13 protein-coding genes are annotated in these 16195 nt (G+C 49.8%); 12 read left to right on the top strand and 1 reads right to left on the bottom strand.

Annotated features, from left to right (window positions below):
* The first annotated feature begins 140 nt into the window (after positions 1-140).
* The 9 genes from ACKA06_RS00410 to ACKA06_RS00370 all read left to right on the top strand — a co-directional run bounded on the left by ACKA06_RS00410 (position 141) and on the right by ACKA06_RS00370 (position 5595).
* Positions 141-1070 carry a cation diffusion facilitator family transporter gene (locus ACKA06_RS00410; RefSeq protein ID WP_214873129.1) on the top strand — a complete coding sequence of 310 codons (930 nt, stop codon included), beginning with the start codon at positions 141-143 and terminating at the stop codon, positions 1068-1070.
* 129 nt (positions 1071-1199) lie between these two features.
* Positions 1200-1568, top strand: a complete 369-nt coding sequence (locus ACKA06_RS00405; RefSeq protein WP_032085717.1) for a YkvA family protein — start codon at positions 1200-1202, stop codon at positions 1566-1568.
* A 156-nt stretch (positions 1569-1724) separates the two neighbouring features.
* Positions 1725-2150, top strand: a complete 426-nt coding sequence (locus tag ACKA06_RS00400) for a DMT family transporter (RefSeq protein WP_214873131.1) — start codon at positions 1725-1727, stop codon at positions 2148-2150.
* Between the two features lie 18 nt (positions 2151-2168).
* Positions 2169-2864, top strand: a complete 696-nt coding sequence (locus ACKA06_RS00395; RefSeq protein ID WP_214873133.1) for a Crp/Fnr family transcriptional regulator — start codon at positions 2169-2171, stop codon at positions 2862-2864.
* Positions 2865-2876: 12 nt separating this feature from the next.
* The gene (locus tag ACKA06_RS00390; RefSeq protein ID WP_411158802.1) at positions 2877-3359 is read left to right on the top strand and encodes a DMT family transporter; all 483 of its coding nucleotides are present in this window, start codon (positions 2877-2879) and stop codon (positions 3357-3359) included.
* Between the two features lie 149 nt (positions 3360-3508).
* Complete coding sequence (locus ACKA06_RS00385; RefSeq protein WP_032085721.1) at positions 3509-3835, top strand: DnaD domain protein; 327 nt, start codon at positions 3509-3511, stop codon at positions 3833-3835.
* A gap of 181 nt (positions 3836-4016) precedes the next feature.
* A complete protein-coding gene (locus ACKA06_RS00380; RefSeq protein WP_032085722.1) occupies positions 4017-4496 on the top strand; it encodes a DUF2975 domain-containing protein in 480 nt (159 codons plus the stop codon).
* 10 nt (positions 4497-4506) lie between these two features.
* The gene (locus ACKA06_RS00375; protein ID WP_071616965.1) at positions 4507-4728 is read left to right on the top strand and encodes a helix-turn-helix domain-containing protein; all 222 of its coding nucleotides are present in this window, start codon (positions 4507-4509) and stop codon (positions 4726-4728) included.
* A gap of 45 nt (positions 4729-4773) precedes the next feature.
* Positions 4774-5595 (top strand): DUF817 domain-containing protein, encoded by an 822-nt coding sequence (locus tag ACKA06_RS00370; protein ID WP_411158801.1) that lies wholly within the window; start codon positions 4774-4776, stop codon positions 5593-5595.
* 322 nt (positions 5596-5917) lie between these two features.
* Here ACKA06_RS00370 and ACKA06_RS00365 read toward each other — a convergent pair whose 3' ends face one another.
* The gene (locus ACKA06_RS00365; RefSeq protein ID WP_032085724.1) at positions 5918-6679 is read right to left on the bottom strand and encodes a DUF3891 family protein; all 762 of its coding nucleotides are present in this window, start codon (positions 6677-6679) and stop codon (positions 5918-5920) included.
* 166 nt (positions 6680-6845) lie between these two features.
* Here ACKA06_RS00365 and ACKA06_RS00360 point away from each other — a divergent pair, with 166 nt between their 5' ends.
* The 3 genes from ACKA06_RS00360 (at position 6846) to ACKA06_RS00350 (ending at position 16116) form a co-directional block, all read left to right on the top strand.
* Positions 6846-7070 carry a hypothetical protein gene (locus ACKA06_RS00360; protein WP_032085725.1) on the top strand — a complete coding sequence of 75 codons (225 nt, stop codon included), beginning with the start codon at positions 6846-6848 and terminating at the stop codon, positions 7068-7070.
* A 15-nt stretch (positions 7071-7085) separates the two neighbouring features.
* Positions 7086-7742: a hypothetical protein gene (locus tag ACKA06_RS00355; RefSeq protein WP_411158800.1), complete on the top strand. Its 657-nt coding sequence runs from the start codon at positions 7086-7088 to the stop codon at positions 7740-7742.
* A gap of 787 nt (positions 7743-8529) precedes the next feature.
* On the top strand, positions 8530-16116 hold the full coding sequence (locus tag ACKA06_RS00350) for a carboxypeptidase regulatory-like domain-containing protein (RefSeq protein ID WP_411158799.1): 7587 nt from the start codon (positions 8530-8532) through the stop codon (positions 16114-16116).
* The last annotated feature ends 79 nt before the right edge of the window (positions 16117-16195 follow it).

Here is a 16195-nt window from a genome sequence, read left to right as displayed (position 1 = left end):
CCTTTTTTTGTATTGTTTGACAATGGGTTGGTATGATTTTATAATGTGTATATATGATTACATGTTCATATATATTATATATGAAACGGATACTATACGTTTAGTAAGTTGGAAGAATAGGAAGGACAGGAGGAAATGGAATGGGACACGATCATGGACATGACCACACACATGGAGCGAATAAGAAGGCATTATGGATCAGTTTTATCATCATTACCGGCTATATGGTTGTGGAAGCCGCCGGCGGGTTTCTGACAAACAGCCTGGCGCTATTGTCCGATGCGGGGCATATGCTGAGCGATTCGGTGTCGCTCGGGATCGGGCTGCTTGCCTTTACACTCGGCGAGAAAGTAGCGGATTACAGCAAGACATACGGGTACAAACGGTTTGAAATCCTGGCCGCCGTTTTTAACGGGGTGACGCTTGTTCTTATCTCGATTTATATTTTTTATGAGGCATATCACCGCTTCATGGAACCGCCGGAAGTGGCGTCGACCGGGATGCTGATCATAGCTGTCATCGGCTTGATCGTCAACATCGTAGTTGCCTGGATGCTCATGCGCGGCGATACAGAAGAGAATCTGAATTTAAGGGCGGCATTCCTTCACGTACTGGGTGATCTGCTCGGGTCTGTCGGGGCGATCATTGCAGCACTGCTGATCATGTTCTTTGACTGGGGATGGGCCGATCCGCTTGCGAGCGTGATTGTGGCCGTACTCGTGTTGATCAGCGGCTGGAGGGTCACGAAGGATGCAGTCCACGTATTGATGGAAGGGACACCTAAGAATGTGGATCTTGATGAAGTCATCAAGACGGTAGAAAGCGTGGAAGGGATCGAACGCATCCATGACCTTCACGTCTGGAGCATTACGAGCGGCCAGAACGCCCTTTCCTGTCATGCGGTTGTCGACGGGAGGCTGACGATCGGTGAATGCCAGCGGCTTCTGCGTACGATTGAGCACAAACTTGTGCATAAGGGGATCGGTCACGTGACCATCCAGATGGAAAATGAGGATCACCCTCATGAGGATTCGCTGATGTGTGGGGCAACCCACGATCATCAACATTAATGGCAGTTCCCCGTTCCCGGTCGGAGGTAAATTGATGCCCCTCCAAATGCTATAAAATTTGTCTAATCACGGCAAAGCTTCTACAATAGGAAGCAGCAGATGTGTTTTCATATTGGAGGTGGAAGGGAAATGAACGATACGGAGAAACACTTTTCAGAAGAGAAGTTTTGGGGAAAGTTAAAAAAGTTTGGATTGAAAGCAGGTCACTCGGTCGTTTATACCGCGCTTCTTCTTTATTTTGTGCTGCAGAAGCCGGATGTGCCGAAGAAGGCGAAGATGGTGATCATCGGTGCCCTCGGCTATTTTATCCTTCCGACGGATTTGATCCCGGACATGGCGGTCGGTGTCGGGTTTACGGATGACCTCGGTGCGCTCGGCGTCGCTTTGCTGCAGGTCGCGATGTATATCGATGACGAAGTGAAGGCAAAGGCGAAGGCCAAATTGACGGACTGGTTCGGTGAGAATGTGGATACGTCCGAAGTGGATAAAAAAATATAAAAACGTTTGAAGGCCCGTCCCTCGCCGCGGTGATGCTTTACCGCAGCGAGGGACGGGCCTTTTACTATGATGCAGGAATGGGTATGCTTAGGACATATGTCCTTTTGTGAAATGTGATTCTCCTATTTAATATAGTTCAGAATAGGAGGATGTAAGATGAGAGGTGCACTTTTTGCGCTGCTTGGGGGTCTGTGCATCACCATGCAGGGCATTTTCAATGCAAGGATGAGCGACGCGATCGGCGGGTGGCATACGACGTCCATCGTCCATCTCGCTGCCTTTACAATCGCCATGCTGATTTATATAAACGTAAGAGATGGAAAAGGGAAAAGTTTCAGGCAGGTGCCGTTCCTTTATTTGATCGGCGGTTCGTTCGGCGTCGTCGTTGTGTTTTCCGAACTGACGGCGATCCATATGATCGATCCGGCACCCGCCATAGCCATCCTTCTTGTGGCACAGATCGGGACGGCCTTCGTCATCGAATCGCGGGGCTGGTTCGGGGAACGGAAAGTACCCGTGACGCGAAGGCAGGGAATCGGACTCATCATGATGCTTCTCGGGGTGGTCTTTTTCCAATTGTAAAAGAAGGAGTAAATGATTGTGAAAGAAGTACAAAACGTACAAATCGACGATTATATAAAAGGAACGGAACTCGGGGAATTGTTTCCTGCAGGTTTCAGGAAGCATCTGCACGTCTACTCTTTTGAAAAAGGGGACGTCCTGTTTTCGACAGGGGATCAGCTTGACGAGCTTTATTTCCTGATGAAAGGGAAAATCAAGATCTTCACCCACACACCGGAAGGGAAGCTGCTCATCAACCGGTTCAAACGTCCCCCGGCATTGATCGGGGATGTGGAATATTCACGGGGAAGCGCGGTCATCAACTCAGTCGAAGCCGTGACGGACGGGGAGTTCCTCGCCCTCCCCTTCAAGGATTTGGCTCGGCTCGAAGGGGAGCATCCTGCTGTCATCCGGTTCCTCTTCGACACGATGGCGCATAAGTTTTACACGGAAATGCACGCAACGAGCATGCATATGCTGTATCCGGTCGAAGTGAGGCTGGCGAGCTATCTCTTGTCGATTTCCGCAGTCGGGGAAGGAACCGTGTTTCACGGAGAGATGAAGACAGCCAATCTGACAGAACTGGCCGAATGGATCGGGACCAGCTACCGTCATCTGAACCGGGTGTTAAAGAAGATGGCTGCGGACGATATCATCGGGCGTGAGAATGGCTCGATTAAAATAAAAGACTTGAAAAAACTCAGTATCCTGGCAAAAGGAAACATCTATGAGTAAGGAGGTGCTGCAATGTTTGGTGCAGGTTTAGCGGTGATCGCGGGCATCTTGATCAGCCTGCAAAATGTATTCAATGCACGGGTCAGTGAAAAAACGGGACCGTGGGCAACGACGACACTCGTGCTGGGACTCGGCCTTGTCTGTTCTCTGCCCGTTTTTTACGGAGTGGAGCAGCGGAGCCTGTTTGAGTTCGGGGATGTGAATCCCATTTATTTATTCAGCGGGGTGTTCGGTGTCGGGATCGTCTTCTTCCTGATGAGGGGCGTCACCCTGATCGGCCCTGCGTATGCGATTTCGATCGCACTCATCTCGCAGATTGTGATTGCATTCGTCATCAACACAGGCGGATGGTTCGGTTTCGAGGCAAGTTCCCTTTCCTGGCAGAAGCTCACAGGGATCGCCCTTTTGATCGGCGGCGTGCTCTTGTATAAATTGGAGAAACCGAAGGAAGATAAGCCTGAGGCTGCGGTTGAAGAGGAAAGATTGAGGGCTTGATGAGGAATGCCATCCACCTGCTTCAATACAGCAGAAATCAAGGGTAAATGGATGGTATATTAAGTTTTTATAAAAGAAGCATATTTGACCTTGTAAGTACCTTCTTTTACCATTATAATTGGAACAAGCTTTGGAAAGGAGGTTTTCAAATGAATTTGAAAAATTTAAGCGAAGAAGAAAAGAATTTGATCTACAGCGCGGACCCTTTCCAAATGACGCAAACCATTTTAAACAGTAATCTGCGGGGTCTTGAAAAGATCTCGATCGAATCGATAAAAAGCATGAACCTGCTTCCGGTGGAGGTGGTGAATGTCCTTCTTGTTTATTTTTACAGTGAATATGCTGGACAGGTGTATAACAGGAATGACTTGAAGAGGCTGTATCATCTCTGGGCTTCGGCCGGGATCAGGACGTATGAGGATGCCTTGGAGATGACGGAGAGGGATATTCACTCTGAATTGGGCTATCGCCCTTAAAAGGGTTCCGCAAAATTGAATCAATTATTGATTAAGCATTTCCGCAGAGGGAGATGCTTTTTTGTTTTATAGAAATTATACCTGAAAACTAATTGGATTAAAGTAATCAATAATTATTTATTGTAAATCAATAAATAATATGTTAGATTCAATATGAGATAAATGAGTGAGGTGTTTTTTTATGAAACGGGAAACGCTGTTTTTGAAGGTCGTTTTATTCTTTATGGGACTCCCGGTACTTGCCTTGTGCCTGTTTGTACTGCCGGAGATCGCCGGATTTTTCGCAGAACTGAATCCTACGCTGGATTATTTACAATATCCCTTTTTGATCGGGTTGTATATCACCGCGGTTGTGTTTTTCGCGGCGTTGTACCAGACGTTCAAGCTTCTCGGATATATCGACAGGGATGAAGCATTTTCGGATTTATCGGTAGGGTCGTTGAAGGTGATCAGAAACTGCGCGGTCACGATCGGCGCCTTTTATTCGCTGTTCATGCCGCTCATCTATTTGATGGCGGAGAAGGATGACGCGCCGGGCATCATCCTGATCGGTCTGGTCATCGTCTTCGGATGCATGGTCATTGCGGTATTTGCGGCCGTCCTGAAGAAGCTGCTGAAGAATGCCATTGAAATAAAATCAGAAAATGATTTAACGGTCTGAGGTGAATGACATGGCGATTATTATCAATATAGACGTAATGCTTGCGAAACGGAAAATGAGCGTGACCGAACTCTCGGAACGGGTCGGGATCACGATGGCGAATCTGTCGATCTTAAAAAACGGCAAGGCAAAAGCGGTCCGGTTATCGACATTGGAAGCGATCTGCAAGGCACTGGACTGCCAGCCGGGGGATCTCTTGGAATACAGGGAAGATGGGGGAACGGAGGAGTAAGCTTACGGCTGCTCCTCCGTTTAAAAAAACAAGGAGGCAAAAATCATGAGAGCATTCAAACAACTCGTCCGGTTTGGCTGGGAGCAGGCGCTGTCCTGTTTGTTTCCTATCGTCATTTTTGCGTCGCTTGCACTGACGCAGGTGATTCCGCTGCCATTCCTGCCGCGGTATGACTGGCTTCTGATCATCTGCCTCGTGATGCAGTGGGGGATGCTGCGGTCGGGGCTTGAGACACGTGATGAACTGATGGTCATCACGCTGTTTCACCTGATCGGCCTTGCACTTGAACTGTTCAAGGTACATATGGGGTCGTGGGCCTATCCTGAGGACGGGTATTCCAAGATTTTCGGGGTGCCATTGTATAGCGGATTCATGTATGCAAGCGTGGCAAGCTATCTCTGCCAGGCGTGGAGGCGGCTGAAGGTGGAGCTTGTGAAGTGGCCGCCGTTCTGGACGGTTGTGGCCCTTGCCGCGGCGATTTACTTGAACTTTTTCACCCACCACTTCTGGATGGATATGCGCTGGTGGCTGTGTGCCCTGGTCATCATCGTGTTTTGGAAGTCGTGGGTCCTGTACGAGGTCGGCGGCAGGAAATACCGTATGCCGATTGCGCTGTCGTTCGTACTCATCGGATTTTTCATCTGGGTCGCCGAGAACATCGCCACGTTCTTCGGGGCATGGGAATACCCGAACCAGGCTGATGCCTGGAGTCTTGTCCATCTTGGGAAGGTGAGCTCGTGGCTGCTTTTGGTGATTGTGAGTTTTCTGATTGTGGCTTCGTTGAAACGGGTCAAGGGGGGAGAGCGCGTTACTGGGGATATCGTCAGGCTTGTCGGGAGTGGAGACGGGGGTTCTGCGGTAAAGTAGGTGCTTGGTTTATATACTGATTAAAGCGTATAGGCTGATTTGATAATATATTTCTGTTTTTGATAATATAATTGGATTTTTGATAATAAACTGTCCAGTTTTGATAATATGTAAGTTTAAATGCGTGGAATCAAGCCTCATGTGGGGGTGAACTACATCAAAGATGACGGATTTACGGTGGATGAGCCCATTTTACTCATATTTTCAGTTGAAAAGGACAAATAAAGAAGGCGTGCGGGATTGATAAGCCCTTCATGAAATCCGCCGTTATCCTGAAAAAGCTCTCCTGTTTAATAGGAGAGCTTTTTCATGAGGGAAGCATTTATTTGAGTATACGAAAGGACTTTTCCTTCATTTCGGCCGTTTCGTAGGCAGCGGCGATTCCTTTTTCTTGGATGGCTGTTTTTGAGACGTTCTTAAACTTTAATGTGACCGAAAAATCGGTTTTGAAGGGGAATGTCCCGACACGGATTTCTTTGTCGTTTAGCCACTCCCCGTCTAGGCGCCCTCCTCCCTCATTGAACAATTCCGTATTTTTGAATCCATCTTTGAACCATGGGTGCTCTTCTTTTTTGGTGACGCCGGGTTCATTCAGACACATATACAATGACAGGTCATCTGAGAATTGAAGCAGCAGAAAATGCTGGTGAAGCAGATCTTCATCGAGCCTTGGGAAGAGCTTCTTCAGCCTCCCCTGACGTTTGCTTTCCTCGTTCATGAAGGCGATGCAGTCAGGCTTTTTCGATATTGTAAAAAAAGAGTGGAAATGCATGCTGCAAAGAAGGGCGGCATAGGGGCTCACCTTCTCGATTTCGTCAAGGCCGATACTGTAGAAGGCCATTTTTGGCAGTAACGGATAGTCTGAAAAAGTATAAGGGATATCGTCCCCGTCGTTCCAGATCGGTGTGTCATCGAGTCCGATCCAGCTGCGGTCGTGCTGATACGCGGCATACGTCATTTCTTCAAAATGCTGGTCTGATTTCAGGAGACTTGTGTTGAAATTCTTTACGATTTCACCGGACAGGAAGGCATGGTCATGTTGTTTGATCATGATGAAGGAGTCTTGGGTTTGGCGGATGATCATAGGTTGGCCGTGCTCCTTTCTGCGGGAGTTTTGATACTATGATTATATCAAATGGGGGTTGGTTTGAAAGATTGGATTCAACGATTCATAAATGATGAAAGCGAATAGGAAAATTATGCTAAACTAATGGCAGGCGTTAAATTATCCGTACGAAAGGATTAATAAAATGAGAGCTCTCAAGGAAAAATTCATTTACTTTATTTTTGTGATATTCATTTTTATTGTTCTGTGGAAGATGACGGCTTCGCTATGGGATGCTTTCATACCCTGGAATTATAAAACGGATCTGATCGGCCTGTTTGTGGTGATTCCTCTGCTGGCGGCCGCTGCCTTTATTATAGCGGGTGTCATGTTTAAAGTAATCAAGAATTCAAGAAAAATAGAGAAATAGAGAGGAGAGGGGAAGATGGTGAAAAATAAGTTCGCCCTGATGGTTTCTTTCATGCTGCTGGCGATTCCGATGATTTTATTTTTTCCGTTTCCGGATAATGAGGAATATATGACGCGGTCGGAGTTCATGGGGCTGCCGATTGAGACGTGGAATGGTTATGTGCCGCTCGGGGTCGCGGGGGCTGTTTTGTTTATCGCTGCGATGATTTTGTTGGTCATCGGACTGAAGAAGTATCGGGTCCGGGGAGTGTTGATTGTCTCTTTCAGTTTTGTACTCCTGCCCTATGTCCTTATTTGGCTGTATCAGGAAACATTTGCACAGGGCATTTATGCCGTTTCGTATGACGGCGAAGGATCATGTGTGTTCGAACGGGCGGCTGAAGAGGAAATGCTGAACGGGGAATGCAAGCTGAATTTACATAATCACAGTGGTGAAGAGACGACGGTGGAGGTGGAGTTCATCGATACCTACATTCCGGGAGAGGAAGCCAGGATGGAGTCCTTGATGAATGTGAATGGTCCTTATGTCATTACGCTTGGGGCGAATGAGAAGAGGAGCATAAAGCTTGAAGAGCTCCTTGATGTATCACGTTTACCTAAAACGATTGACGGCGGGTCTTTTTCGAATGTTCAGGTTAGGTTGAAGGATGGGGAGGAGAGCAGGATTTTATAGACACGGCCGGCTGGTTTGGTGGCTCGGGTACATAAACTAAATCCACCTCTGGTTGTTTTTTGATTTCATATGGTGTTGCTTATAAACCAAGCATTGATCCTGGCTTGGTTTTTTGTTCTGGCTGTTTTCTAAAAGTTTGTTTTTTTTCGTACATAGGACAGTAGTTGGGATGAAGCTTGTCAACGCACTCTTTTCGAACTCAAGCTTAAACAAAGACAGACGTACAACCCTAAAATACCCAATTTCCGGTATTTTCTTGCATGTAAAGCAACAAAGTATGCGAAAAGAGCTTTTGTTTTAAATCATGCTATTTGAAAAATCATTTGGGTAATCACTGGTTTTGGATGAGAAATCGTATATTTTGTCTTCTTCACCGGCTGAATCAGATTTTATTGTTAAGGAGGCAGGGGGATTTATGGGTGAATATTATCAAATCCGGTCACTAATTCTTCAAAAGTTCATTATATTTTCAAAAATCCCAATATATTATCAAAACGGTTTAGAAATCTGTTCCTGGGTGCTGGAGCTAGATATATCCCACTGCGTTATGCAACTCAGTCAATGATTTGGGCCTGACCCGCTGACCGTGCCCTGTAACATTCGTGAAAGGAATGGGGAAGGTGCCAGTATGCCTGTGCGGGTCACTGTACCTGTCCCCTCCGATCCGCCTCACCTCTTTTCACCTGAGTTTCTCTATTTTATTTAGTCACATGGCCGGGGCAAGTTTGTCCTCTTTTTAATAGAATACTATAACTAAAAAAATTCATTTAAAAGGAGGAGGATGATTGTGCCATTTCCCAGTAATGGTCAATTTACCCCTATACTTCTAGGAGGGGCACCGCTATTCGATGTAACAGGAGATGAAAGTCCTGCGTCTACGGATATTGTAGGCAATTCGACGTTTCCGGCAGCGTACGTAGCATATGATGGAGAAAATGTGTATTTCAGGATCAGGTTGAATGCCGATCCGCGTAACAATGCATTGACGAGCTTCAGGAATTTCGCGTGGGGGGTGCTCATCAATACGACTGGTACGGCAGGGACATATGACTGGCTTTTCAACGTGGACGGTCTGAATAACCGGGTCAGTCTGATACGGAATACTGTGAAACTCGTAAACTCTTGGAATGATCCTGCCGAGGGGACGGGAGGCGGTAATCCCAACTATGCACAGCCGATCACAAATTTCGACTTTGCGAGGGTGACACCAGCCGATTCAAACTTCGGCGGTAATCCGGATTTTTTCATTGATTGGTTCCTGCCGGCGAGTGTTGTATTTTCTTTCCTTGGGATCGATTCATCATCTCAAATCAGGATTGTCGATTTTACTTCAGCAAATGCAAATAACTATAACAAAGATTCTCTCAGGGTTGAGGAAGGATTTTCGTTTTCAGGTGCAATCAGTGATCCAGTGACGCCTGATCAGGCGGATGTCAGGGCAAGGCTTAGAGCGGTGAAGACCTTGAATACAGGACCTTCTTCCGTCTTGATCGGCCAGCAAGCAACATGGACGGGGACAATCACGGTCCAGAACACCGGTCTTTCCTCGGCGACAACCATCATTGCAGAAAATATCATTGGACTGGATACCGTCAATTCGTTTACGGTGAATTCGGTTTCACAGGGGTTGATATCGTATCAGCCATCGAGCAAAACCCTTACCTGGAACATCGGGAATCTCGCTCCTGGGGCGACGGCTGTCCTGACGTTTACGGAATCGGGGGCCTTCACTTCTTCAGGATCCCGTACGCTCGACCGGGTCCAGGCTTCTGGATTTGACAGTTTCAGCGGAAATGCAATCAATTCAAACTCTGCCCCGGTGAATGTCACTGCCCAGCAGGCAGCCGCAATCGACGGGACCATTTCGGATGCAGCGTCCGGCCATGTACTTCCGGGAACGACGGTCAACTTGCTGCAGGGTATGACTTTGATAGCGTCAATCGTTACGAATGGAACGGGATATTATTCCTTTACAAACCTTGTGCCGGGAAATTACACGGTACAGCCGGTGAGGACAAATTATGTGACGGGTACCGCAAATTTGACGGCCGTCTCCGGTACGACCCAGACAGCGAACATTGCGCTAGTTCCTCAGCCCAGTTCGATTTCAGGAAATATTTCGAGCGGCGGTGCCATTGCAGGCGCGATCGTGAGCCTCACCAACAACATTGGGGTAATCATCGATACGACAGTAACAGATGGTGCAGGAAATTACAGTTTTCCTTCCGTGGCCCCGGGTGCCTACAACGTCGGTGTCGCCGCCGCGGGGTATCAGTCTCAGGTCAAAACAGTCATAACGGAGCCGAATCAGGCTGCCGTCGTCAACTTTGGTTTGATTGCAAATCCGGGTTCAATTTCAGGCACGATCCGGAATGCACTCAATTCCGCGGCTATTGCTGGAGCGGATGTTGAACTTCTGAATTCTTCTGGGGTTGTTTTGGCCCTGACAACGTCAAACGGAAGCGGGCAGTACTCGTTTGGAGGACTTGCGCCGGGCAGCTATCAAGTCAGGGCAAGTGCAGTGAACTTCGGAACTGCGATTGCCTCCTCGACCGTTACGGCAGGGAGTCCGACCACGACGGATGTCTTCCTGCAGCCAGACGCCGGTTCTCTTCAGGGAACAGTCCGCGATGCCGGAACTCTGACTGCCATATCAGGCGCCACCGTCCAGGTGGTCAACAGCCAGAACGTTCTTGTTGCCACAACGTTGACCAACGGGAGCGGACAGTATTCGGTTATCGGACTGGTTCCGGGATCCTATTCGGTGGTTTTCCTGGCTGACGGCTTTTCCAGTCAGGCAGTGGGTGCCGTCATTACCTCGAACACGCCGACGACGGTCAATGCAGATCTTTCAAGGCTTGCCGGTACGTTGACGGGTGTTGTCCAAAACTCCGGAGCAGCAGGAATTGCCGGTGCACTGGCCACTGTTTTCCAAAATAATATCCAGATCGCCGCGGTGAACACAGATGAAAACGGGACATATACCATTTCAGGACTCGCGCCGGGAACCTACACGGTCGTTTTCTCAGCAGAAAACTATCAGTCAGCGACGGTGGGCGCGATGATCGAGAATGGTCAGACCACCACGCTGAATGTGACGCTCGCCGGATCACCGGGAAGGTTGAACGGAACGGTTCTGGATGAAGCAAGTAATCCAATTTCGGGAGCGACTGTGAACGTCCAAATCAGCACCGGGACAGGAATCATCATTGCAACTGTCGTTACCCAGAACGACGGAACTTATGCAGTAGAAGGGCTTGCCCCCGGGTCGTATTCGGTTGTTGCTTCGGCTGTAAACTATCAAACGGCGGCCAAGGGGGCCGTCATAAACTCAAACAGTACTACGACAGTTAATTTTATCCTTGCCGCCGATCCAGGTTCTATTACCGGGAAAGTTACGAATGCACAATCAGGTGACCCGATTTCCGGGGCTAATGTCCAGGTCAGTATCCTCGATTCAAGCGGGGTCGTCGTTGCTTCCATATTAACGGATAGTCAAGGAGATTATGCAGTTAACGGCCTGGCGCCTGGAGGATATACTGTCCAGGTATCTGCACCAGATTTCCAAACGAACAGTACAACGGTACAGGTCCAATCCAATCAAACATCTACAGCCAATGTAGAATTGGTGCCGAATCCAGGTGCCATCACAGGTTCGGTCGTAAACAGTGTTGGAGGGGCCCCGATCCCTGGGGCAGTCGTCAATATCGTCAACAGCAGCGGCATCCTGATTTCCACGGCCCTGACCAATCAGGACGGAATATTCATGGCAGAAGGCCTCGCACCTGATACCTATACGGTCCTTGCCTTTGCTGATAACTTCCAGAACGGTTCCATCGGAGCTGTAGTTGTTTCTGGATTGACGACTCCGGTTTCGGTCGGTCTTGTTTCGAACCCGGGGGCCATAACGGGAACGGTCTCCCCAGTCGTGCAAAATACGATCATCCAGCTCCGGGATGCCAATAATATCCTGATCAATGCAGTACCGGCAAACAGCGACGGGACTTTCCAGTTCCTTAACCTGGCGCCGGGAGTCTTTGTCGTTACAGCGACTGCACCTGGTTATGCAGCCAGCCAGGCAGGGGCGACGGTATCGGCTGGCCAGACTTCCAATGTCAGCTTGACAATGCTTCCGAATCCAGCTTCTGTTTCAGGGACGATTTTTGATCCCGGCGGAGATCCAGTCGGAAATGCCGTAATTGATATCCTTGATCTGAATGGAGTGGCCGTCGGAACAGGCGAGACCGATGCCGATGGGCACTATACGGTCGGCAATCTTCCGCCGGGAACGTATAATGTGGTCGCAAATGCACCGGACTTCGGGCAGGCAGTCGTCGGTGTTACGCTGCAGCCGGGCGAGGGGAAAACAGGGGTCAACCTTACGCTGAGCCCGGACCCCGGTGCCTTGAACGGACAGATCACGAATCGCTTGACAACCGAAATCATTCCTGGTGCAACTGTTGTTGTGACGGACAGTGTGACCCAGCTTCCTGTAGCATCGACCACGACCACCCTGTTCGGGAACTATACGATTACAGGACTCGCGCCGGGATCGTATATCATCACGGCAAGCAAGGCTGATTTCACGACGGAACAGATCGGTGCACTCGTCACCAGCAACCGCTCGACCACTGCCGACCTGTCCCTCGTCGCGGATCCGGGTACGGTCTTAGGATCTGTTCTTGATACTAACGGTAACCCGATTACAGGAAACGATATCCGCATATCAATATACAATGAAAATAATATCCTTGTTGCAAGTCTGCTCGCGAATTCAGACGGCACCTATACCGTTCCATCGCTCGCCCCGGGAACGTACTTTATCACCGCCACTGCCCCGGGATATGCCGTATCCACCGTTTCAGCCGTCGTCAATTCGAATCAGACGACCAATGTGACAAACCGGCTTGCGTCCAATCCGGTCACACTGACGGTTTCGGTGGTCATCCAGGGGACTTCGACGCCAATTGCAGGGGCAAATGTCACTGTACGCCACTCCAATAACCTTCCTGTTGCCTCGGGGTTGACAGATGACTCAGGTCTCATCACATTCACGAACCTGCCGGCAGGGACGCTGACAGCAGCGGCAGACGCCGTCTCGTTTGGAACTGACACGGCGACCGTGATCGGAGTACCGGGTGATGTTTTATCAGCTGAGCTGAGGCTTGTTCAGAATCCGGGACAGATTTCGGGGTATATCACGAATTTAACAACAGGAGCCTCAATTCCGAATGCCGTGATACAATTATATAATTTCGCAAATGTCCTAGTCGAGACGACACTCTCTAACCAGTTCGGTGAATACGCGTTCTCTGGTGTCTCTCCAGGAGGATACACCGTTGTGGCGAATGCAGCCGATTTCGGTCCAGAGACGGCTGGAGCCAATGTTGCATCTGGGCAAACGAGCTTATTGAGCTTTGCGCTGTCACCGAATCCGGGAATCATTGAAGGCTATGTCCGAAATGCGGTGAACAATGTGCCGGTTCCGAATGCTACAGTGACGGTACGTGATCTATCTGGCACAGGCCCTGTTATCTATACTACCGTGACGGATGGAAATGGTTTCTTCCGGACTACTGCCCTGTCCCCGAGGGTTTACGTACTCGTGGCAGGCCGGTCCGACTTCGGAAGCAATGCAATTTCAGCAGAAGTAATCAGTGGACAGACCACCGACGTAACGATCTTTTTGACACCGAATCCAGGAAGTCTGAAGGGGACAGTCCGGGATGCTGCGACGAACGAGCTCCTTCCTGATACACTGATCCGCGTGATCGACAGTACGGGTGTGGTGATCCGGAACGTCCAGACGGACATAAACGGCGAGTATGTCATTGCGGGGCTTGCCCCGGGTAATTACACAGTGACCGCCGTCAATCCGGATTACCAAGCTGAATTATCCGCAGTGACAATTGAATCCAATACCGCAGCCACACTGAACTTCCGCCTTGCAGGAAATCCTGCTGTCTTGAGCGGGGTCGTCACGGATGCGATTACGGGTGCACCTCTTACGGGGGCCGTCATCGAAGTGGTATTCAGCGGGACGGATACACTCGTCAGGAGGGTGCTGACCGATGAGAACGGATTTTATCTTATCGAAGGGATGCAAGCAGGAACGTTCGATGTAAAGGCCACACTGCAGAATTATGCAATCAATGTGAACACCGTATTTTTATCGCCTAACGAAAGTGAAGTATTGAATATCGCACTCATCCCGTTCCCAGCAGCCATCGAGGGGACAGTGAGGAATGCGGTCAATAATGCACCGATTCAGGGAGCGCTCGTTTCGGTACTGTTGCCGAACAGTGATGTGGTGATTGCAAGCATCATCACTGGATCGGACGGGACGTACCGGTTGGAAAACCTGCCTGCTGGATCATATACCGCCGTCATCACCGCTTCGGGATTCGCGAATGAAGTGATCCCGGTCATACTCACCCCGAATGAGACCGAAATGGTGAATGCGTTCCTTGATCCAAACCCGGCAGGAATCAGGGGGACAGTCACCAATGCCAACACATCCGCCCCAATACCGGGTGCCCTGATCCGCGTTTTTGATCTCGACGGGGTGCTCATCACCAGCACGTTGACAGAAGCTGACGGGGCCTACCGCCTTTCCGGGCTTGCTGAAGGAACCTACACGGTCATCACCAGTGCAACAAGCTTTGGGGACAAAATTGATCTTGTAACCCTATTCAGCGGTGAAACCGAAATCCTCAATGTGGCTCTTAGTCCAGCCGCTTCGACGCTTAGGGGAGGGGTAAGGGTCGCAGGAACAAATGAGCCGATTCCGGGTGCACTTGTCCAGGTTTTCCGGATCGGAACTGAGATCCCGGTTGCTTCCGTCCTGACAGACGGAAACGGCGGGTATGTGATAACGGGTCTCGAATCGAGGGAATACAGGGTGGTGTTCTCGGCAGACGGCTTTGCGAGCGATGTCTACCGGATCTTACTCCGAAACGGTGAGGACCGGACGCTCAACGGATTCCTCGGTACGAATCCGGCCTTAGTCAGGGGCCGGGTGACAGATGTGGTGACAGGCGAACCGATCCTCGGCGCAGCCGTGGTGACGGTCGTGTCAGGAAGCGGCATCATCATTGCTTTGACTCTGACCGATCAATCTGGGAATTATATCCTGAACAGCATGCCCGCAGGAGAATACCAGATCATCTTCTCTGCAGAAGGATATGTGACCAATACAGTTGAGGTCACGTTGAGCGCAGGAGAAATCCGCACCCTGAACCAAGCCCTGCAGCCGAACCCGGCGACGTTCAGGGGGACGGTTAGGGATGCCGGAACCCTTCTGCCGATTGAAGAAGCGCTGATCCAGGTATTCCTTCCGGACGGCACTTTCCTCGGATCCACATTGACTGATCGAAATGGAAACTATGTCATCACGGGTCTCCCGGGCGGGGAAGTGGTCGTGAACGCGCGCGCCGCAGGACGGCAGGCGCAAGCAAGAAGCGTGTTCCTCGTCCGCGGGGAAACCGCCATCGTCAATTTTCTCCTGGAAGACAATCCTGCATCAGTCTCAGGATTCATCACGGATGCATTAACCGGCCAGCCGATCCCGCAAGTGCTGGTGAGGGTTTATCCGATTGGATCACAGGTGCCGATCCGTTCGACATTGAGTGATGTGAACGGATTTTATATCCTGACCGGGCTGCCGGCGGGAAGCTTTATCATTAGGTTCTCGTCACCAGGGTACCCTGATCGGGAAATAGAAATCACCCTCTCTGCAGGGGAAAACCTGAGACTGGATGTCACACTTGGAGAAATACCGCCTCCGTCCACTCTCAGAACTGAATGCATCTCGGCCGTAAAGGTATATGACTGGGTAATCGCAACTGTTCGCAGAGAGGAAGACGTACCGTTATCAGCAGATTGCATGTTGTTTGCGGAAGCAGTATTTGAAAGAGGGGGAGCGGTCATCCCTGAATGTTCATTGTCAGCATCAGATGCAGAATGCCGCCTCTTTTCATTCAAAAATGGCCGGCCGGGGACTGTCGTAATCGAAGGTACGGCGAGACCGGTCATCACTCTGAATGCGGGAGGCGAAGAGGAAGGGGCATGCAGCTTCACCGTCCCGGTATATTGGCAAAAAGAAATCGCGGTCTGCCTGCCGGAAGGAATGGATTCCGGAAACATTAACTGCTCCGTAGTCGATGTCAAGTGCATGGCCGGCAGGGGGGCGGTCACCTCCCGGAGTGTCGGACTTCAACTGCTTGTCTGCCTCGAAGTGGAAATCATCGACGACGTCATCATAGAAGTCCTGACGCAGCCGTGCATGCCGCGGAGAGTAGTGAGGACCGAACTTTCTGATGATACCCGGTGTATATGGGAATCTATGCTGGACTGTAAGAGGGAAGAAATATAATAATGATTTGTTTTGATGAGTCCAATTATTGATTGGGCTCGTTTTTTTTATGAATTAAGTTTAGAACTTGCACATCGCA

It is taken from the genome of Rossellomorea oryzaecorticis (assembly GCF_045897515.1).
Lineage (GTDB): Bacteria > Bacillota > Bacilli > Bacillales > Bacillaceae_B > Rossellomorea > Rossellomorea enclensis.
Note: the sequence above shows the minus strand (reverse complement) of the source record. Positions and strands in the feature narration are given on the sequence as shown.

Coding starts and splice junctions, on each gene's coding strand:
- ACKA06_RS00375 (WP_071616965.1), top strand. CDS start 4,507: ATGGCGATTATTATCAATATAGACGTAATGCTTGCGAAACGGAAAATG.
- ACKA06_RS00380 (WP_032085722.1), top strand. CDS start 4,017: ATGAAACGGGAAACGCTGTTTTTGAAGGTCGTTTTATTCTTTATGGGA.
- ACKA06_RS00400 (WP_214873131.1), top strand. CDS start 1,725: ATGAGAGGTGCACTTTTTGCGCTGCTTGGGGGTCTGTGCATCACCATG.
- ACKA06_RS00410 (WP_214873129.1), top strand. CDS start 141: ATGGGACACGATCATGGACATGACCACACACATGGAGCGAATAAGAAG.
- ACKA06_RS00360 (WP_032085725.1), top strand. CDS start 6,846: ATGAGAGCTCTCAAGGAAAAATTCATTTACTTTATTTTTGTGATATTC.
- ACKA06_RS00405 (WP_032085717.1), top strand. CDS start 1,200: ATGAACGATACGGAGAAACACTTTTCAGAAGAGAAGTTTTGGGGAAAG.
- ACKA06_RS00370 (WP_411158801.1), top strand. CDS start 4,774: ATGAGAGCATTCAAACAACTCGTCCGGTTTGGCTGGGAGCAGGCGCTG.
- ACKA06_RS00390 (WP_411158802.1), top strand. CDS start 2,877: ATGTTTGGTGCAGGTTTAGCGGTGATCGCGGGCATCTTGATCAGCCTG.
- ACKA06_RS00355 (WP_411158800.1), top strand. CDS start 7,086: ATGGTGAAAAATAAGTTCGCCCTGATGGTTTCTTTCATGCTGCTGGCG.
- ACKA06_RS00365 (WP_032085724.1), bottom strand. CDS start 6,679: ATGATCATCCGCCAAACCCAAGACTCCTTCATCATGATCAAACAACAT.
- ACKA06_RS00385 (WP_032085721.1), top strand. CDS start 3,509: ATGAATTTGAAAAATTTAAGCGAAGAAGAAAAGAATTTGATCTACAGC.